Origin of the sequence: Thalassospira lucentensis MCCC 1A00383 = DSM 14000, assembly GCF_000421265.1 — a bacterium.
GTDB lineage: Bacteria > Pseudomonadota > Alphaproteobacteria > Rhodospirillales > Thalassospiraceae > Thalassospira > Thalassospira lucentensis.
Genome location: NZ_ATWN01000003.1, coordinates 115,771 through 138,055 on the forward strand (window position 1 = coordinate 115,771; position 22,285 = coordinate 138,055).

Sequence of the window (22,285 nt, forward strand, 5' to 3'; positions counted from 1 at the left end):
CGTTGCAAAAAGAACAAGCAAATATGATGGCTGGGAAGGATAAGGACCATTATCCTCTTACATCGCCACAAGCAGCTATTTGGCTGGATTTGGCCAAAGGCCGTGATCCCGTACAATATAATATCTGCAATGTTATTGAGTTCGGTGGAAAACTCGATATAGACCTTTTGCACCGGGCCATTGTCCAGTGTGACGGGGAAAATGATGCTCTGCGCCTGCATTTTTCAAGTCATCAAGGCCAGGTCACTCAGTTCTTTGTTGATGAATGCCGACCAACAGATTTTGGTGTCGTTGATCTGCGCTCTGCAGATGACCCAAAGGCCGCCGCCTTCCTTAAAGCCAAAGCCCTTCAAACCCGCCCTCTTGCATTTGAGGTCGGAGAAAACAGTCGTCATCAGGTCCTGCAGCTAAGCGAGGACCTTTTCTGGTGGGTCCGTGTTTATCACCATCTTGTATGTGATGGATACGCGGGTCACTTGATCGCCGAACGGACAGCATCGATCTATAACGCGCTAAGCGCAAAAACCGATATTCCCGAATGCCCATTCCATTCCTACCGCGCGTTTGTTGAAGCCGACGCTGTGTATTCTGATGGGCCTGCATATCAAAATGATCTGGTCTATTGGCGCGAACGCCTTACACCCGACAGGCCGCCATCCACTTTCTCGGCTCACCCGGTTGGAGAGGCACAGAAAAGCGCACAATTTACCGACACACTTGATGACGCGACGCTAAAGTCATTACAAAGCGTATCACGCGCATGTGGCATGTCAGCAACCGCGATGACAACGAGCATTTTTGCCATCCTGCTCGGGCGAATTACACATCAAAATCATCCAGTCTGGAATATGCCGATGCTCAATCGGCTTGGTAAGGCTGAGCGAAACACACCCGGCACATTCACATGCGTCGCCCCCTACGACACGAACTTAGGTGAACACAAAAGTATATCGGAATTAGGCAAAAACATCTTTGCCACCTCCCGCCGAGATGTTCGTCATGCCCGCATAACCCCGCTGCGTTTACGGATGGCCAGTATTGGCGCAAAAAGCCTTTCGGCGTCAGGTGCTAATTTCAACAGTCTTGATTCTGCAACACCGATTGCATTTTCCGGCCTTTTAACCCGACGCATCAACATTCAGGTTGGCCCTGCCAATGATCTGAGCCTGGCATTCTTCAGCGAAGCAATATCCCCCGCGCAATCAAGAGCAGAACTAATCTGGCAATTTGACGCCAATCGCATCGATGAGCCTGCCGTCAGGCAAATTGCAGATCAATTTGAACAGCTTCTTAAAGCAGTTTTGGCCAATCCCGATCAGGATATCGCGGCCCTTGGCAATCTTGTGACTATTGACCAAGAAAGCCTCGGTCTGAATGAGAACACGCCAAATAGCGAAAATCTGTCCGCCAGTTTGCATGAAATCCCGGTTCTAGTATCAGAAGATGAAAAGCAACTTGCAACAGACATCACCCGCATCTGGACCGGGTTGATCCAAAATGACGATATTGAGCCAGATGACAACCTGATTGAAGCTGGCGCGCATTCGCTGCTGCTGCCCCGCGCGCAATATGCGCTGTCGCGACTTGTCGGTCATGATCTTTCCCTGCTTGAGATTTTTGAACACCCGACCATCAACGGCCTGACACGTTACATCTGCGATACCTTTCCCAATCTTAAGGTGACCTTGGCTAACAACGGTCAAGATCTCGACGGCGCACCGGACACAAACACCGTTGTCGGGATGCACCAAAGCACTCCTGAGCCGATCGCACAGGATAGACAACAGATCGTCGCTGAAATCACCCGTACCTGGGCCGTGTTGCTTGAAAATGACGATATCGGGCCGGATGAGAATCTGATCGAAGCGGGTTCTCATTCGCTGCTACTGCCCCGCGTGCAGTACGAGCTTTCGGAACTCTTCGGGATTGATATGTCCCTGCTTGAGATTGCCGAGTGTGCATCAATCAATGCCCTTGCTGACCGTATCTGCAAAACCTGCCCCAATTTCAAGACGGTGCGTGAAAACGCAATCACCAACCCCCCCTTGTCAGAAGAAACAAGTGTCCCAGTTCGATCTTTGCCAAAAGAAATCCCGGTTATCTGGCAAAATGGCCTTCACATATTGCAGTTCAGCGCCCCGACCCGTAGCGAACTCGACGAAATTACCGCACATGCTTCCGCGCAACTAAGCTATGATGGCTCAGCTAACCATCTCTCCCTTCTGGCGACGGAACTGGCAGTAGCCGAACCTCATTCAGAACGTGTCGTGATCCTCGCGCACGATACAGCATCAGCCATTGACGCACTCACGTCTAACCATTCGCCAATGCGCATCGACGCAAGCCTTTCGGGCGATCCAATCGAAACCTTATTGCTATTTCCCGGCCAAGGATCGCAACGTCCGGGGATGGCCCGTGCCCTGTTTGATGCGGACCCGGAGTCCGCCGAACTGATCAATCGCGCCTGTAAAGAAGTTATCGGCTTTTCCGGTCCGATTGACTTGCGGGATTTGCTTTTATCGACCGCCCCCATGCCTGCCGAAACAGAACAACTTGCCAACACCGACTATGCCCAACCGGCTTTGTTTATCTTTGAGTATACACTTGCGACCTGGCTGATGCGGTATGGCGTCACGCCATCAGGTTTGGCTGGACATAGTATCGGTGAATATGTCGCGGCTTGCATCGCAGGCGTCATGTCCTTTGAAGATGCCCTGCGCCTTGTTGTGATGCGCGGCAAACTCATGCGCCAAACCGCCCCCGGTGCAATGTACGCCCTTTCCATGCCCGAAGACGACGTTACCGATATTCTGACGCATTTTGGCTCCAAGCTGTCCTTGGCGGCGAAAAACGGACCGCGCCAGCATGTGGTTGCAGGTGATATCGCGTCTATTGATCGCCTTGAAAGTCATCTGAAAGCGACGGGTAAATCTGGCAGGCGTCTGGTGGTCTCACGCGCCTTCCATTCTTATCTGATGGATCCTATCCTTGCGGCATTCCGTGATGAAGTTGCCACAGTTAGCCTGCACGCACCAAACATCCCGATCCAGTCGAACTTGACCGGAAAATGGCTGACCGATGAAGACGCGACAAACCCGGATTATTGGGTGCGCCATTTGCGTCATGGTGTCCGGTTTGCCGACAATATTCATGGCCTGTTGTCATCCGCCCCCACAGGTCTGTTTATTGAATGCGGTCCGGGCCAGACGGCAACCCGTCTGGCAGCGGTGAACGGGGTCAAGGCCGAACACTGCATTGCCCTGCAATCTGCCTCCCCGCCCGAAAGCACAGCAGGAAAAATGCTTCGGGGACAGGATGCACTCTCCCATGGCCTGGCAACCATCTGGGCACATGGCGCACAGCTTGCGTTTAGCTCTAAAACAACCGGCTCCGCAGAACCGCAACAGCAACCGGCACAAACCTCAAATGACGAGGAAGATCTAAAACCCGGCCCCATCGTTTCTGCGTTTCCGGCCCATCCTGCAGTCGAGGGGCAATGGCTGGCCCGTCGCGATCAGCCAGCAAACAACAGCCATCACATTATTGTCAGCTTCCGATTGCCTCAAAACACCGACTTTAAAGACGCCAAACGCGCCATTGAACAGGTCATAGAGCGCCATGACGCCCTGCGCTCCACATTTGACGAGCACCAAGGTCAGCTGCAGCATCGCGTTCACGCCACTATGCCGGTCCCGATTAGAGAACTTGATCGCGTTGAAGACATCCGAATTGGCCTGTTTGATTTGCAAAACGGTCCGCTGGCCCGAGTTGGCTATATTGCGCAAAATAGCTCCCGTCCGCCGATCCTTGCACTTGCCATTGATCACATGTGCTTTGACGGACAATCCGCCCCCACCCTCGAACTTGCGTTTCTCGACGCCCTAAACGGTATCGAGAAGCCTCGTCCCGAAACGGCACAATCCATTGCAAGGCGCGGGCATGAGGATTTGGCTGGCAACCGTGGGCAAACCGGAAAAAATTTCTGGAAAGAACGCAGTGAATTGCTGCTAGCAACACCATTGCCTGCCGGATCAGATGCGACACATCCTGGTCGTTCCACACGCCTGTTTAAAAAGCTGAGCAGCCAGCAGGTTGACGCCTTTACGACGCTATCGCGCCATATTAAAACCGCCACGCCGACCGCCATCTGGAACGCACTCATTCTGGCTGTGATTGCACGCCACAAGGAACATGGCGTCGCGGTTCTCGGGCAACCGTTTTCCGGGCGACATGGTCCGGATAATCAACAGATCATCGGTTGCTTTGCCAACGTGTTGCCAATTGCGATTAAGGTCGACCTCCAGGCAGGCTTTAACGTCTTGGTCGGTACCGTCGCCCGTGAAATACTGTCGATGCTCGATGTGCAGGATTATCCGTTATCGCGTTTGATCAAAGATCTGTCACAGACGGCAAAAGCGCCGGTCGACCTGCCGTTTGATGCGGTCAGCACGATCGAAATCAACGAAGATATTGACGACATCAACGATATTGATTTCGGTGCGGGAAAATTCCCGCTGATGGCAACACTTCTCAAGTGCGGTGCCGGAACATTTATCGCAATTGAATATAAAACATCAATTTATGGCCCCCACTGGGCGGAGCGCTTTGCCGAACGCTTACTCTCTTTCCTTGGTAGCTTGACCACAGAACCGGATGAACCACTGGGTGAGATTGATATTCTGCCAAGTGACGAACGGCAGTTTTTAATCGAAGACCTTAACGCAACACATTCCCAATACCCGCGCGACACGGGGCTTGGTGAATTACTTGCGTTACGCATTCAAGACCCCGCCTGTGCCAATCGCATTGCAATTAGCGATGGCAAAACCAGGATCAGCTATCGCGACCTTGGCGTCTTGCTGTCAGAACAATCAACCAAACTCGACGAGATTGGTGTCCAGCCCGGCCAAACCGTCGCCCTTGCCACAGAACGAAATACCGATGCGATTATCGCCATTCTGAGTTTGGTCTGGCATGGCAATGCCTACCTGCCAATCGACAAATCCCTACCGGCAAATGCAATTGCCGATTTGATGGACGAATGCGGTGCAAACACGCTTCTTTGTAGCCCCCACGAGCAGGATCGTCTGACGGAACTTGCGAAACGTTTTAATGTTGCGCCCCTGCCAACGGCACAAGCCAATGGGGCCACCGCCAAATTCAAATCCCCTGCAAAACGGTCAGGTGATGACCTTGCCTATGTCATGTTCACGTCTGGATCAACGGGTAAACCAAAAGGCGTTCTTGTGCCCAACCGGGCCGTTGCACGCCTTGTTCTGAACAACCACGCCATTCCGTTTGATGAAAACGACGTCATTGCACAGGCTGCGTCTCTTGGCTTTGACGCCGCCACACTCGAAATCTGGGCACCGCTTTTGAACGGCGGGCGCTTACATGTCCTTGACAATGAGGCCCTGTTTAACCTCTCGACACTGAGCACCACGCTTGCCGATGCCGGTGTCACGACAATGTGGATGACAGCCAGCCTGTTCAACCTCATTGCTGACGAAACACCAGAATCGTTCAAATCGCTCAAACGTTTGATGAGCGGTGGCGAGGCCCTGAGCCCTGCCCATTTGCGCAAGGTCCGTGCGGCCTGTCCTGACGTCATGCTTATCAACGGCTATGGCCCAACCGAGAACACGACATTTACATGCACACATTTGATCACTGAAAATGATCTTGGAACAGGTCACATTCCGATTGGGAGGCCGATTGGCAATACCCGCATCTATGTTGTCGATGGCGACGGCCAACTGGCCCCGGTGGATGTCTGGGGTGAACTTTATGCCGCTGGCGACGGGCTTGCACTTGGCTATACCGGCGCCCCCGAACGCACCGAAAAATCATTTGTAAAGATTGATGGCATTAACGAAGAGCGCCTTTATAAAACCGGGGACCGGGTACGTTGGCGTCAGGATGGCACCATCGAATTTGGCGGGCGCCGGGATGGGCAGGTCAAAATCCGCGGCCATCGCATTGAACTGACAGCCATCGAACAGAAACTCTCAAGCCTTGCGGGCATTCGCAACGTCTGTGTCTTACCGATTGGTACCGGTACAGACGCGTTTCTCGGTGCCGCGATTGCCGCGGACAATGATGACAGGGACGCGTGGGCAGCCACCCTTGCCCGCGATTTCCCCGACTATATGGTCCCCGAACGTTTCGTGGTTTTCCCGCATCTTCCCGTGAACGCAAATGGCAAGGTTGACCGTAAAAATCTGCAAGCGGCAATTGCCCAAGCCGATCATGTTCGTGCTGTCGAAAAAACGCAAAGTACTGCGTCCGAAAACTTGATCGCGGGCCATTTTGAAACACTGTTCCCCGGCAAGGCAATCACGCCATCGTCTGATTTCTTTGCCCTTGGTGGTCATAGTCTTCTTGCCATGCGTCTTGCTGGCATGATCGAAACCCACACAGGCCAGCGCCCGAAAATTCAAGACATCTTTACCGCACGCACGGTCGCAAATATCGCCACACTGGTCGGGGATGGAAAGCATGCGCCCGCACAGGAAATCCTGCCCCGAACAAACGCAGACCGCTTTGCCCTTTCAAGTGGACAGGCGCGCTTGTGGGTCTTGCAACGCATGCAGCCCGAACTGGCCGTTTACTCGGTGCCGATCACGTTTGAGTTGACCGGCACAATCGATGCATCCGCGTTACAGCGCGCACTCCATCACCTTGAAGACCGCCAGCATGCTTTGCGTTTACGCTTTACATCCGACCCGGACCACCCGGACGGCGTTGTTCAGGTCCTTGCACCGTCCGGATCATGGGTGTTGCGCCATCATCATATGGATGAAGCAACGGCCAACAACTTTGTCGCAGCCGAAACCGCCCGCCCATTTGATCTTGAGGATCAGCCACTGGCACGTGCTGATCTGATCACGCTGGGCCCGGACCATCACCTGTTGATGATATCGCTGCATCACGCCATATGTGATGGCTGGTCGATGCCGATATTGCTGGGCGAATTGACCACGTTTTACCAGGCCGAACTGAATGGCGGCACGCCGTCACTGCCCCCGATCACCCATCACTATGAGGATTTCGTAAGCTGGCAACGTGCCTATCTTGCAAAAGATGCAGGCAAAGCGGCCCTAACACACTGTAAAGATCGCCTTCTTCCGCTGGCAGAACCCCTAAACCTGCCAACTGATTATCCCCGTCCGGCCGAACGGCGCTTTGCCGGTGATTTTCAGGCCGTCGCATTTAGCAACACGACATCGCAACTGATTGACCAAGCCGCCGAGCGGTATGGCACAACAGCGTTTAGCATCCTGACGGCCCTCACACAGGTTCTGCTCTATCGTCACTGCGGGCAGACCGATATCCCGATGGGTATGCTGGTCGCCGGGCGGGATAATGCGTCGCTGGACAATGTCATTGGCTTCTTCGTCAATACGGTCGTTCTTCGCCAGAAGGTCGACCCAGACGCACTGTTTGACGCCCATCTGGCCACCACCACAAAAACCATCATGCAGGCCCTGTCCGATCAGGCTGTCCCGTTTGAGGACGTCGTCAATGCCGTCAATGCGCCGCGTGATTTGTCGCGCAATCCGCTGTTTGACGTGCTGGTTGCCTGGCAGGACGACATGCCCGAAATACGCACCTTTGGCGACATGGAAATCTCGCTGCGCGAAACCGAATTCCCCTTTGCCAAATTTGATCTGGGTTTCTATTTTTTCCGCAAAAACGCAAAGCTTTCCGGCCATATCGAGTTTGATACCGCCCTGTTTGATCGGGCAACGATCGTCGCCTTTGTCGAACGGCTTGAAACGCTGTGCCATGCTGCCCTGTCTGGGATGGTAAATGCGCCGCTATCAGCTCTGTCGATCCTGCCCGATGCTGAACGCGCCCAAATTGACCAGTTCAATGCCACCCAAAAACACCTGCCGATAGATCGCAGTATTTCCGAACCGTTCCTTGATCAGGTTGCAGCAACGCCCGATACCATCGCCGTTCGCGACGATACTGACGCGCTCAGTTACCAACAGTTTGCCCGACGTGCAGCCGGGATCGCCGAAATACTGCGCGGGAAATCAATCAAACCCGGCGATGTCGTCGGCGTTGCGGTGCGCCGTTCGGTTAACATGCTGGCCGCCATTCACGGCATTCTTCTGGCCGGTGCGGCCTACAGCCCGCTTGACCCTGATCACCCCGAACAACGCCGCAAAGACATGCTTGATGATCTGGGCGATGGGTTCGTGATCACAACGCCTGATCTGACCGACCTGTTTAACCCGACGAAAACCATTGTTCTTGATGGTCATGAAGATGCCGATATACCCACGCTGATGAGCGGCCCGGACGATCTGGCCTATGTTTTATTTACATCCGGTTCGACCGGCCGCCCCAAAGGGGTCGAGATCGCCCATCGCGGTGTGCTGAACCGTATCCTTTGGATGCAGGATGCCTTCCCGCTGGGTCCCGATGATGTGATCTTGCAAAAAACACCAATCACCTTTGATGTATCGGTCTGGGAACTTTTCTGGTGGTCATGGACTGGCGCGCAAGTTGTCTTACCCACCCCCGGTGCTGAACGCGACCCCCGGCAAATTGCTGATGCCATTTGCGAAAACCGCGTAACGACAATGCACTTCGTGCCGTCGATGCTGGCAACCTTCCTGTTTGCCATCGAAAGCGGCATGGTTGATATCGAGAAGCTGGCAACACTCAGGCGTGTTTTCGCCAGTGGTGAGGCCCTTGATGCGGCTGTTGTGCAACGGTTCAACGCTTTGTTATTCGATAAATTCGGCACCGAACTTCACAACCTTTATGGCCCGACAGAAGCCACGGTTGATGTCACTTGGCAGGCATGCTCCCCCCATCAAACAGGCAGTATCGTTCCGATTGGCAAACCGATTGCCAATACCACGGTGCATATTCTGTCGGGCGATTTCAAACCACTCCCCATCGGGGTTGCCGGTGAAATCATTCTGGGCGGTCCGCAAATCGCACTTAGATACCGTAACCGCCCTGAACTCAGTGCAGAAAAATTCCCGAGCGATCCGGCAGCACCGGGAAGCCGCCTGTATCGCACCGGCGATCTCGGTCGCTGGCGCCGTGATGGCACCGTCGAATATCTGGGCCGCATTGATCATCAGGTCAAAATTCGCGGATACCGGATCGAGTGCGGCGAAGTCGAAGCCGCCCTTGAAAGTCACCCGAATGTCGAACGCGCACCGATCAAGGCGGTCAAGGTCGCGGGCCTTGATGAACTGCATGCGTTTGTCCTGGGCTCGCCGGATCTTGACGTTGCAACATTGCGCGAACATCTGCGCAAATGCCTGCCCGAATATATGATCCCCGCGCGGTTCTTTGCGATTGATCATCTGCCTCTAACCAGCAGTGGCAAGATTGACCGTAAGGCTCTTGCCGGTAAACCGATCCGCGCCAATTTGGCCAAAAGCACCGCACCTGCAAAATCTGCTGCGCAGCCCGCCCAAAAGACCCAGGCTGCAACCCGCACCATAGAAGCCGACATTACGCGGTTGTGGGCAGAAGTTCTGCCCGACGTGACCCCGGACCGTAACGACGGGTTCTTTGACGTTGGTGGTAACTCGCTGTTGCTACTTCGTCTGTTTGAAAAAATTGATGCCCGCTGGCCCGGCAAAATCGCGATTGTCGATCTGTTTGCCAATCCGTCGATTGCCGGTCAGGCCGACCTGATTACCCGTGATGCAAACATCCCGACCGACAGCGGATTGACCACATCCGAAAGTGCCATTCTTGCCAATGATGAACCGATTGCAGTAATTGGCATGGCGCTTCAGGTTGCCGGTGCAGACACGCCAGAACAATTCTGGACCGATATCGCCGCCGGGCGTGATCTTGTCCGCCCATTGCCCGCCGCCCGCGAAGCAGATGCGCACGAACTCTATAGCGCAATCGGCAAACCCGTCCCGACACGCTTCCGCGAAGTCGCCTATCTCGACACCCTGTTTGAATTTGATGCGCAACGCTTCCGTCTTGCCCCAATAGATGCCGGGCTGCTTGATCCCGATCAACGCCTGTTTATCGAAACCGCCTTGATGGCGATGGAAGATGCCGGCTATGGCGGCAATGCGCTTAAGGGCCAAAAGGTCGGTGTGTTTGCCGGGGGCGGCACCAATCTGGTTTGGCGTATGGCCATAGATCGCATCCCGCCCGCCAAGGCCGAACAAGCCTTTGCATTGAACGTACCGTCAAACATTGTCACGCGCCTGTCGTTCCTGAAGGACTGGCACGGTCCGGCCAATGTCATTGATACCGCCTGTTCGTCTTCACTGGTTGCTGTCCATCACGCTTGTCAGAACCTGCGCAATGGCAGTTGCACGGTAGCCATTGCCGGTGGGGCCAAACTCCTACCCTGTCCGCCGGATGCCGAGAACGGTTTTACCATCGACTCATCGACCGCCCGTACCCGTGCCTTTGACGCCGGTGCCGATGGTACAGGCATGGGCGAAGGCAGCGTTATCTTTGTGCTCAAGCCGCTTAGCAACGCACTGAAGGACGGCGACCCTATTCACGCGGTTATTCGCGGCAGTGCGGTCAATCAGGATGGCACCTCAAGCGGTGCGGCCACCCCCAACCCAGTGATGCAGGCCGAAGTTATCAAGGACGCGGCACGTTCCGCCGACATTGATCTTGCCAGTGTGTCGTATTTCGAAGCCCACGGAACCGGCACATCCCTTGGTGACCCGATTGAGATTGATGGCCTGACACGCGCCTTTGCGGGAATATCAGGCCAAAAAGCTCTCGCTTTTATCGGATCGGGCAAGGGCAATTATGGTCATCTTGACGGCACCGCAGGCGCACTTGGTCTGGCCCGCGCCATCATGGCGCTGCGCCATGATCAGGCACCGCCACAGCCCTATTTTGAAAGCCCAAATCCCAAGATCAATTTTGACCGTGCCCCGGTTCAGGTCGCGCAAAAACGCGTGAAACTTCCCGATCAGGGTGCTGCGCGCCGGGCTGGCATCAGTTCGTTCGGGCTTAGTGGCATTAACGCCCATATAGTGATCGAAACCGCACCAGAGCGGACGAACCGTCCGCAATCAGAATTCAAACCCGATACGCCGTTTGTCTTTGCCCTGTCGGCAGGTAGCGTTGATGCCCTGCGCCAATATGCCGCAAACCTTCATCACCGTATCAGCAACGATCCGTCATTGGCCATTTGTGACATTGCCCTAACATTGGCGTCCGGACGCGATGCCTTAAAACATCGCTTTGCCTTTGCCGCACAAACCCGTACAGAGCTTGTTGATCATTTGCTTGGACTGGCCACCGGAATTGAAACGCCAAGCAGTGTCAAAACCCCAACAGACGCCAATTGCGAGGTCGTACTTAAAAACGCGACGACTGCACAAACCCAAATTGATCGCTACCTTAACGGTGGAAACTTGCTATGGCCTGCCGATGCCAAGGCGCGGCGCGTTTCGCTGCCCCCGGCCCCGTTTGTCCGTAAAACATGCAAACCTGTTTTCGAAACCCGCTCCCAACAAACCACATCACAAGGCATCTTGCAGGGGCCGGTCGAAACACCAACCGCGCGCGTCTTTAGCATCGCTATCAATGACCCTGCTTTCTGGCCTTTGCACGAACACAAACTCAATGGCCATCCGACACTGGTCGGCATGGCTGTTCCGGCCCTGATAGCAAAGGCCGCGGCCAGCCTTTCCTCCACGCCAAATCAACCAGTCTGTCTGTCCAACCTTGTCTGGCACTCGGCACTGGTTGAAAACAGTTTACCAGACGGCAAAGTCAGCCTGTCCTTTGACGATGACGGTAAGGTTGAGCTCGCTGGACGCCTTAAAAATGGTACTTGGCGCGTCTTTGCCACCGCCACTTGGCATTCGACCTCTGCCATAACAACGCCACCCACATCATCGCTTGAGGACATCCGTCTTCGCGCCATTAACAAGGTGCCCAATTCAACATTTTCCAATCAGTTTGGCGCGATCAACGTCAGTGATCGTTGGGATTGCACCCTGTCGCTACAGTTCGACAGCACCGAAACAGTCGCGATTAAACACCTGCAGCTAAAGCCCGCCTATCTGCACGATATCAACGACTGGCTTTTGCATCCTGCACTTGGTGATGTTGCGTGCAGCATGCCCTTGATGAAACTGGGAACCGGATATGTACCGGTCGGCATTGATCAGATAACCCTGCACGGCATTCCAACCGGTGATGTCTACGCCTGCAGCGAAGAACGCGCTGATGGTATCTTTGAAATTGCCCTATATGACGCCAAAACCAGTCAGCTTGTTTTGTTGGCCACCGGTGTTAACTTCGTCAAAACCGGGCAGGCCCAAACGCAGGGTCGCCCCGAACTTCTTGCCACTGTTTGGCAAAAATCCCCCTTGCCCGCTGCTCCCATTCCATCGGACAGCCTGTTCATCAGCAACACTGACTTCTGGCCTCTCCCCGATGGATGTAAACACATCCACCCCAACGCCTTGTCCAAGGATGATCTGGCAACGCGATCACATGCTGTATTGGCCCTGTCCGCAGATGAAAACAGCGCACGCCGAACCGCCGATACCCTGCGCACCATTCTGCACAACATGCAGGGTCGCTTACGGTTGGTTGTTGTTGGCAGCGGCGCCTTTACCATTGCCTCCGATCCGATCACGCCAAACCCGGATCAATCGGCGGTGGCGGGGCTCATCCTTGCGATTGCCAAGGAAGAACCGCAGCTTGATATCAGCTTTGTCGATCTCCCCACGTATGAGGTTCTCGAACATCTTGGCGCTGAACTATCCAACAGTGCAGCACAGGATCCCGTCGCCGTTTATCGCAAGGGCGCGCGCCATGTGCGTGACCTTGCCGCACCGGTAATCGACCCAAAAAGCCCGGCGGACACGTGGCCAGATCACGGTGTTTGCGTTGTCACCGGCGGTACAGGCGGCTTTGCCATGGCACTGGCCAAAGAATTCGCTGCGAACGGCAAGGTGCAGTTGGCCTTGCTCGGCCGGCGCGGCGAAACCATGCTTGATGACGCCACCAAGTCCGAGATCGCGGTCCTGCGCGATCGGGGCATCACGCTATCGGTGCTCCCTTGCGATATCACAGATCGCGCATTACTCAGCACGACCCTTGACGACATCCGAAACCGGATGGGACCGATCACGGCCATCGTCCATGCTGCGGGTATTGCTGATGGCGGCTTCCTTGCACGGCGCGATATGGCGGATTTTGATGCCGTCCTTGCGGCAAAGATAATCGGGGCGCGCAATCTTGATCAACTTACCCGCGATGATCCCCTCGAGGCCTTCGTCATGTTTGGCAGCCTGACCGCCATCAGTGGCGCCCCCGGTCAAACTGCCTATTGCGCAGCAAATGCATTCCTTGACGGCCTTGCCCATTATCGTGCGGCAAACATACGCCCGGCGCTGACAATCGACTGGTGTGCACTCAGCGAACAAGGCATGGCCGCACGCCATAAGGTCCGGCTTGAAGACGGTTCATGGATTTCGCCCAAAGACGCCATCCCATTGTGGCGTTCGGCAATTTCGCATGCCACCGCACAGTTGACCGTTCTGGATCCCGCGGTCCTGCACAAGGCACGCGGGGCGCCGTCCTCTGTGGCCAACAGCAATGACATTGCAGCAGCTTCCAAGACCCAAGTGACGGCAGATGCTCCCAATGCCCAAACGGCCAGCGAAATTATCGCGTCAATCTGGGCTGAAACCTTGGGCTATGAACATATCAGCCACGATGATGATTTCTTCGCCCTTGGCGGTGACTCCATCACCGGCATGCAAATCGTAGACCGGGTGAACAATGATCTTGGCGTTTCCCTGACCATCTCGGATCTGTTTTCCGCACCAAACATCGCATCCATTGTCGAATTGGCCGATTTCCAACCCACCTCAATCGCGCCGACGACAACGGCACGTATCGACACCTCTATCGATGTCAGCGATCCGAAAACAACCATCTGTAAAATCTGGGCAGAAACGCTTGGATATGACGCTGTTGAACCGGATGACGATTTCTATGCACTCGGCGGAGATTCCATTACCGGCATGCAAATCATTGATCGCATGACCAGTGAACTTGGGCACAATCTCACGCTGACCGACCTGTTTGAACATTCCAGCGTCGAGAAGCTCGCCCAAAAATTGCATCTGACACCCAAACCAGCCACAGGATTAAACGAGGCCTCATCCCACTTCACACCTGAGCCGAAAACAGCCCCTGCCGGTCCGACCGATGATCCGCGCCGCGCGCCAATGCTTGACCGCTATCCGCTTGCAGCCGAACAAATCTCGGTCCTAAATGCCGCGCAAAAAGGTAACATGGGAACCGCCTTCAACCTGCCCCATGCCTATATCCTTAGTCCGCAGTTCGATATCGATAAGCTTGCTACTGCGATCAAAAAACTGACCGAGCGCTATGATCTTCTGCGGACCCGGATTATTTCCGACAGCACCACAGAAAGCTGGCAGATGGAAATCTTGCCCGTGGATCAAGCGCTCCCGGATTTGACCGTGCGTACCATCGCCGGATCACTTGAAGATGCCAGCACTGCACTGGTCGCACCGTTCGATCTTGATACTGAATTCCCCGTCCGCTGGGCGTTACTGCAAGATCAATTTGGGAAAACATTATTGTTCTTTGATATTCACCATGTGCTGGCCGATGGTTTCACCACCGAACGTCTGCTTGGGGAACTCTTTGGACTTTATACCGGCACCGAACTGCCACCACTTAAATATCAGTTACAAGACTATGCATGGTGGAGCCAGACTGACGACAGCCGCCAACGTCTGGCGGCGGCCCGGAACTATTGGCAATCACTTTACGCTGATCACCTGCCAAAGCTTGACTTGCCATCAAACCGTCCGCGACCCGCCTATCACACCTTCAATGGTGAGATTACATCATTCGCTGTTGACGCAGAACTGCTTGGCAACGCGCGCAAATTCGCTGCCCGTAACCGTGTCACCATGTTCACACTTGTCATGGCAACGTGGTTTACCGTGCTGGGCCGGATGGCAAAGACCGATGATCTCGTCATTAGTGTGCCGGTCAGTGCCCGCGATGCCGGCGGTTTCCGCGATGTCGCCGGGATGATGGTTTCGCTTCTGCCCTTGCGCATGCACCTTGATGGCGATGAAACCGTCTCAAACCTTCTGGCACGCATGCAAGAACATCATGTCAGCGCCATGCGCCACCGCGCTTACTTCCTTGATCAATTGCTTGATGATCTCACGCCACCAGCGTCACCGGATCGCACATTGCTTTCGGAAGTATCACTTTCCTACATGAACTACGAAGCAACCACGCATGCGGCTGACCTGAACGATCAGGCGCCGCAGCCGGTGATCGTCGACCGCCATCATTGTAAAAATGATCTCGGTATCTTCATACGCGACCTGCCGGGTAAAATGACGGTCGCCTTTGACTATTACGCCGACATGTTTGATCGCGCATCGATCGACGCCCTTGGTCAGGTCTTTGCCGCCACCCTTGAACGCCTGATACAATCGGGAACGCAGCCCATTGGCGGCATTGACCTTCTATCTGGCACCCCAATTGAAGCGCTGAAACACTGGTATCACGATGCGGCCAAACCGAAAGCCCCGACCGAGGTTTCCAACACCCAGTCGGCAGAACCGTCTGGCACAGAAATTGTCGTTGCGGACATCTTCAGCGAGGTTTTCAAAAAGCCGATCAGTGATCCTGCCACCAGCTTCGTTACTCTTGGTGGACATAGTTTGCTGGCGATCCGCATTGTGAACCGTCTTGCCGACAAAACCGGCACACGCATCAGCATGGCTGATTTCTTTGCCACGCCAACCATCGCCGGGTTGGCAAGACTGATCGACCAAACGCCATCTACCGACACAACGACACAAAATACGACAATACCATCCGCGCCCGAACTGGATCTTTATCCGGCCAGCCACGCGCAAAAACGCCTTTATCTTCTGTCACAGATGGCCGGCGATACCGGCGCATATGGCATGTTGTTTGTGCTGCGCTGTAGCGGTTCACTACAACGTCCAATCTTGGAAACCGCGCTTCGAAATCTTGTTGATCGCCATGAACCGCTGCGCACCGCATTCGAAGAACATGACGGTGTTATCAAACAGCGCGTTCACCCGATATCGACCCCCGACATCATCAACAGTGATGTGTCGGCCCTTGCTGATCCGGCACGTGAAGCTCTGCGCCTAACCCGCGAAGAAGCCGCAAAACCGGTCAAACTGGACCAACCGCCACTGATCCGCGCTCACATGATCAAGATTACTGATGACGAATGTTTGCTGTTGATCGCAACCCACCACATTGTCGGCGATGGCTGGTCATCACGTATTTTAACCCATGAACTGGGCGTTCTGTATCAGGCCGCGCTTACTCAAACATCGCCCGACCTGGCCGCCTTGCCCATCACCTATAAAGACTTTGCCCATTGGCAGTCGCAACAAGACTGGACCGATGCCGCGAACTACTGGCGTGAGAAGCTTAAAAACGCGCCGGACCAAATCATGCTGCCCACAGATTATCAGGCACCCGCTGTGCAATCCTATCGCGGGGCACATGCCCATATGATGATTGACGATGATGTCCTGCGCGGATTGCACGCGCTGGCACGCGCTCACAAAGCAACATTATCATCTGTTGGTATGGCTCTGTTTTCCGCCATGCTGTATCGTCTTACCCGACAGGACGACATGGTCATCGGCATGGGTGTTGCCGGTCGCGAGAAAACCGAAACGGAGGGCCTGATTGGTTTCTTCGTCAATGTTCTGCCGATCCGGGTCAAACTTGATGCCGATACCGAACTCGATACATTGATTGACGAAATCCATCGCGATGTTACCGCCGCCCTTGATCGTCAAGACTATCCGTTTGACGAACTTGTGCGCGCCGTAGCACCCAAACGCAACGCCAACCGCCAGCCACTTGTGAATGTCGTTTTCGAATATCAGCGGTTCGGCGCATTGACCGGCACGGATGACACCAGCGGTGGGCTGCCAATCGCCAATACTGGCCATGACAGTCTCCTGCCTGACAACATGGATGCCTTTGTCGATAACACGACGGCAAAGCATGACGTTATCCTGTTCCTGACCGAGGACGGCGATCAGGCCCGTTTCACACTGGAATACGACACCGATCTTTTCGGGGCGGAAACAATGCAAAAATGGCTTGGCTTCCTGACGAAATTTGCCGCAGCAGCGGCACAAAACCACACGAACAAAAACGCCCAAAGGGATGCATAAATGAAAATCGCCGACTTTGACTTCGACAGTTTGGAAACGTCCAATCCCGACGGCGAAACTGCGTCCACGGCATCCCTTGGCAGTATCGTTGCACAGTTTGCGGCCATTGCATCTGAGTATCCCAACCGCATTGCGATTGAGGACGAGGAGGATAGCGTCTCCTTCGATCTGCTTGATCGCCAAAGCAATCAGATTGCCAATTTCATCGTCGGGCTAAAATTGCCAGACGCGGCAATGATTGGTGTGATGACCGGGCGCAACCGCCATTATATTGCTGCCATTCTTGGTGTTTTGAAATCCGGCCATGCCTTTGTGCCCCTTGATCCCAATGTTCCGTTAATCCGGCGCATTGCCATTGCGCGCAATGCCGTAACCCCGCTTATTTTGGCTGATGCCAAACATGTTGGCGATCTTCATCAGATGCAGTGGCGGTGTGATTGCGTCAAACATGTCATGTGTCTTGATCATGATGCGATTGACAGCATCTCCGAAATGCCCGGCTCCCTGATGTCGACCGAACTTTGGGATCACCTTGCCGGGGATACGGCTGATAACGTGCTTGCCGGTGGCTGGAAAAGCGCCTTTACCGGTCAGCCGATTGCCCCATCGGCCATGGATGCGTTTGGCAACAATGCGCGGACCAAGGTGTCCAGCCTTGTTTCAAGCGATGCCAATGTCCTTGAAATCGGCTGCGCATCTGGTTTCACGATGAAACATATTGCCCCGGTTGTCGGGCATTATGTCGCAACCGACCTGTCACGTCGCAATGTCGAACGCACCGAAGCTCTGGCAATTCATTCGGGCATGACACATGTGATGGGCCGTCAGCTTGCCGCCCATGACATTGACGTGTTTGAGGAAGGCTCCTTTGACCTGATCATCCTTAACAGTGTGATTGAAAACTTCCCGGGCTTCGGCTATTTGCGTCAGGTTCTGGCCAAGGCGGCCAAACTTCTGGCCCCCGGTGGCGCGATATATCTTGGCAACATCTGGGATGCGGACCGCCGCGATGCCTATCTTCGCGATCTCGCGCAATTTGCGTCTGATAATGTCGGTATGGGATATGACACCCGGCTTGATTTCCTCGAAGACCTGTTTGTCCCTGAGGCCTTCCTGACCGACTGGGCTTTTGAACATGGCGGGTTCAAGGTGACCCGGTCCGCCATCGATGCCCCCGGCTTTGATCCGGCCCCCTACACCTTTGATCTTGTGCTGTCGCCAGATAACAAAATTGCGCCGACTTCGGGCAGACGTATGCGCCATGACCTTTCCAGTCTTACCCCCATATCGGATGACGCACCGGCAGTCTCCACCAACACCTCGGACCTTGCCTACGTTCTGTTCACCAGCGGCACGACCGGCATGCCCAAAGGGGTCATGATCGAACATGGATCGGTGGTCAATCTTGCCAAATCGGTTCTTGAGACGCAGCTAAAATTGATTGGTGCGGATAACACCGATACCAGCCTGAACCTGACTTGTGTTGCACCCTTTGCCTTTGACGGATCGGTCGTTCAGATTTTTGCTGCCCTTTTGCACGGTCACAGCCTGCACATTCCCAGCCTCGAAACCCGAACCGATCCCGAGGCCCTGCATGGCTTTATTACGGATCACAAAATTGATCAGCTTGATGCCACGCCAAGTTTGTTTTTCCTGCTGGTCAACCACTGGCAACAAACCGGCCAATCCTGCCCCGCACAGATGGTGGTGCTTGGTGGTGAACCGGTTGCATCAGATTTGGTCGAACGTTTTTTTGCCCTACCCGGTCATGGCAACATTAAGCTGGTCAATGCATATGGCCCAACCGAATGCTGCGTTTCAGCCGCCCAATATGTCATGACGTCCAACAACTTCCGCCAAATCCTGCCGCCACCGATTGGATCACCGATCAATGGTGTCACGATCAACATCTGCGATGATAAAAACCGTCCCCTTCCTGACGGCGTTCCGGGTGAAATCCTGATTGGTGGGGCTGGCGTTGCGCGGGGGTATCTCAATGACGATGCTCAAACCAATCAAAGCTTCATCACCCGCCCCGATGGAACGCGCTGGTATCGCAGTGGTGATATCGGCCGTCGGCGCAATGATGGCGAAATCGTCTTTGTCGGGCGCGAAGACGGTCAAGTCAAAGTGCGTGGCAACCGGGTTGAACTGGCCGAAATTGAAAACACCATCACCAAACACCCGCTGGTGCGCCACGCTACGGTGATCCTGCACAAAGCAGCTGGTCAGGGGGCCGAAAATATTGTCGCCTATCTCACCACCGATGCCGGTTTTGACATTGCGTCTTGCCGCATACAACTCGAACAGTCGCTACCACCCTATATGGTTCCGGGCTACATCATCTGCCTTGATCAAATCCCGCTGACCTCAAACGGCAAGGTCGATAAATCAAAACTCCCGGCCCCGTCGAGCATCCAATCAACCGTGACCGACAAGCCAAAAGCACCGTTGCAGTCCGATCTCGAACGCACCGTCGCCGCGCTGATGGGCGATGTGCTTGATTGTTCGGTCGATGATGCCAATGCCGATTTCTTCGAGCTTGGCGGCCACAGTGTTCTTGCAGTTCAATTCCTGTCCAAACTCACTCAATCGGTTGATGTCAAAATCCCGCTAAGTGATCTGTTTAGCGGCGCAACTGTTGGCAAACTTGTCGCCCGCATTGAAGCCCGTCTGCGCGATGACAAGGCCAAAAACCCGATTGTCTCGGTCAACCCCGAAGGCAAAGACATTCCGATGGTTTGCTTCCATCCGGTTGGCGGCAACATCCTGTGTTATCAGGAACTCGCCCGCGCACTTGGTCCGCAACAACCTGTTTATATGGTTGAATCACGTGGCCTTGACGAAGGACAGGGCCTGAACGCCACCGTCGAGGAAATGGTCGCATCATATCTTCCGGCCATCCGTGAAGCCGTTCCAACCGGACCAATACGTGTCACCGGTTGGAGTTTTGGCGGATTACTGGCCTTTGAGGCCGGATACCGTTTGGCACAGGCGGGTGTTGATGTGCGTAGCATCAGCCTGCTTGATGCCATCGCCGTTCCCGATTCTGTGCGCGAAATGCTGCGTAAGGACGAGTCTGAATATCTTGCCGATATCTTTGGCGAACTTGGCATTGTTCAGGCCGAAGACCTGCGGCCACTAACACCCGAAGAACGCATCGATTATCTGCTTGAACACGGCAAAAAATCCGACCTTCTGCCTCAGGAAGCCGACCGCGATACCATGCGCCGCCTGCTCGCTGTTTTCCAAAACAACGCCCTTGCCGCCGTGCATTACATTCCACCGAAAATCGACGATATCGATATCCTGCTGATCCGCCCGGAAACCATTGTCCGCGGTGCACCGTTTATCGAGGGGGATGATTTTAATGGCTGGCGCAAATTTACCGCCGAAAACCTGAAACTGTCCATGGTGCCGGGTACTCATGGCACCATGATTACGGGCCCCGACATCAGCCATGTCGCGCAAGCCATGCACGCACAAATCGAACGGACAACCTGAAGACTGCAATCACACCCAAACCAGAATTGATCAAGGCGTAGCACCGCTTTTCAAAGTACCGGTATTACCGGAAACTTACCGCCAGCTTGGACCAGCACCTTCAAACTCGGTCCGGGCGGGCATGGTCAGGGCAAGCCAGGCTTTTGCCCCCGGCCAGACATGGGTTTGATACTGCCCAAAACTTTCATATCGCAGGATGAAACACGTGCCCTTCTGCGTAATCTCTGATGGCGTATAAAGCGCAAGCGGGCTCATCATCGCGGTCGTTAATGTCTTTGCCAGACTTTCCCGCGCCACCCAAAGCAAACTGGCCGCCCGAAAATCGGATAAGGCTAGCCCGTCACACTGCGCACGGGTTTTCGGTTCAAGCCCCGTAAGTACGGGCCCAACATCCTCTTGTGACGGCATATCAACATCAATCCCCATCGGATGGGCACGATGAAAAATCAGTGCGGCGCCATAGCTTTGCGAATGCGAAATTGATACGCCCAGCTGCGCAATATCGCACTCTTTGACTTCACTGATCATCACTGGTTGATCAAATACGCCGTTTTCCACCGAAACATCGGATGGGTCCACATCCGGACAATGGTGCTGTAACGCCAGCTTGGCGGCCAACCGACCTGCCACAAAGCTATCGCGGCGGCGGGCATGTTTAAAAGTTTCGAGCCGATCTGTTTCGCGCATGTGAAAGGATGACGTGATCAGTGCGGCCCGATCTTCTGGCGTCAACACGTCAAGATCAATCACCGCCAGCGTCGCACGCAGGATTTTATCCGCGTCAAAGCTGCCCGACTGTGTGGGGCGCAGTAGGTCAAACGATTGCAGTTTCACGGCATCAGACGCAGTCACGTCGCGGCCTCATCATAGCGGGGCGGGTAGATGGGGCAAAGTACCCTGCCCCACAAACAAAAGGAATGCCCAAAGCATGCTTTGGGCATTCCAGAAAAGATATCGGCAATCTGGTTCGAAAACCCGATTACGCTTTGGCTGTCGACGCATTACCAGCAGGTTTCGCTGTCGTCTTACTGCCGCCCTTAACAAATTCCGACGCTTTGCGCTTGCCTTCAGCAAACTCGTCCTTGAATTTTTCAGATGCTTCATCCGCGTCAAAGTCGGCAATCGTCCCGCCCTTGGCAAAGTGCCATGCAAAGACACGACCCAGCCCATAGGTGCAGGCCGCGGCAAAGGTCGGCATCGCCACAACACCAAAGATCGTTCCGACAACCGGAACACGACGGATCAGGCGTGCCGTCGCATAGCCGACACCCGTCACCGGCAATACCGTTGCCACCAGTGTTGCGATCGAACTTTTGATCGCATTTTCCGAGAACGGCACACCATACGCATCACACAGTTTCGCAACCATGCGAAGCTGGATGGTGCTGCTTGCTGCCATCTCAAGGAAAGGAATTGGAACAAGCCCGCCAACCGCCGCATAGGCAGCATGGCGATGAATGCATCCACGCACGACAGCGCGGAGCTCAGCTTCTTCTTCTACGGCAACTTCTTCAGTCTCGTCGACTTTATCTGCTTCGCTCATCATGGCCTCTTTGCAA

General features: G+C 54.6%; 4 protein-coding genes. 2 read left to right on the forward strand and 2 right to left on the reverse strand.

Features of this window, described 5'->3' with window-relative positions; translation table 11 throughout:
• Window positions 1-23: 23 nt before the first annotated feature.
• On the forward strand, window positions 24-17,222 hold the full coding sequence (locus K355_RS23400) for a hybrid non-ribosomal peptide synthetase/type I polyketide synthase (RefSeq protein WP_022731482.1): 17,199 nt from the start codon (window positions 24-26) through the stop codon (window positions 17,220-17,222).
• The gene (locus tag K355_RS0107395) at window positions 17,223-20,726 is read left to right on the forward strand and encodes an AMP-binding protein (RefSeq protein ID WP_022731483.1); all 3,504 of its coding nucleotides are present in this window, start codon (window positions 17,223-17,225) and stop codon (window positions 20,724-20,726) included.
• 75 nt (window positions 20,727-20,801) lie between these two features.
• On the opposite strand, the gene K355_RS0107400 is transcribed toward K355_RS0107395, so the two are convergent.
• Window positions 20,802-21,578: a 4'-phosphopantetheinyl transferase family protein gene (locus K355_RS0107400; protein ID WP_022731484.1), complete on the reverse strand. Its 777-nt coding sequence runs from the start codon at window positions 21,576-21,578 to the stop codon at window positions 20,802-20,804.
• A gap of 127 nt (window positions 21,579-21,705) precedes the next feature.
• Window positions 21,706-22,269: a YcjF family protein gene (locus K355_RS0107405; RefSeq protein WP_022731485.1), complete on the reverse strand. Its 564-nt coding sequence runs from the start codon at window positions 22,267-22,269 to the stop codon at window positions 21,706-21,708.
• Between the last annotated feature and the right edge of the window lie 16 nt (window positions 22,270-22,285).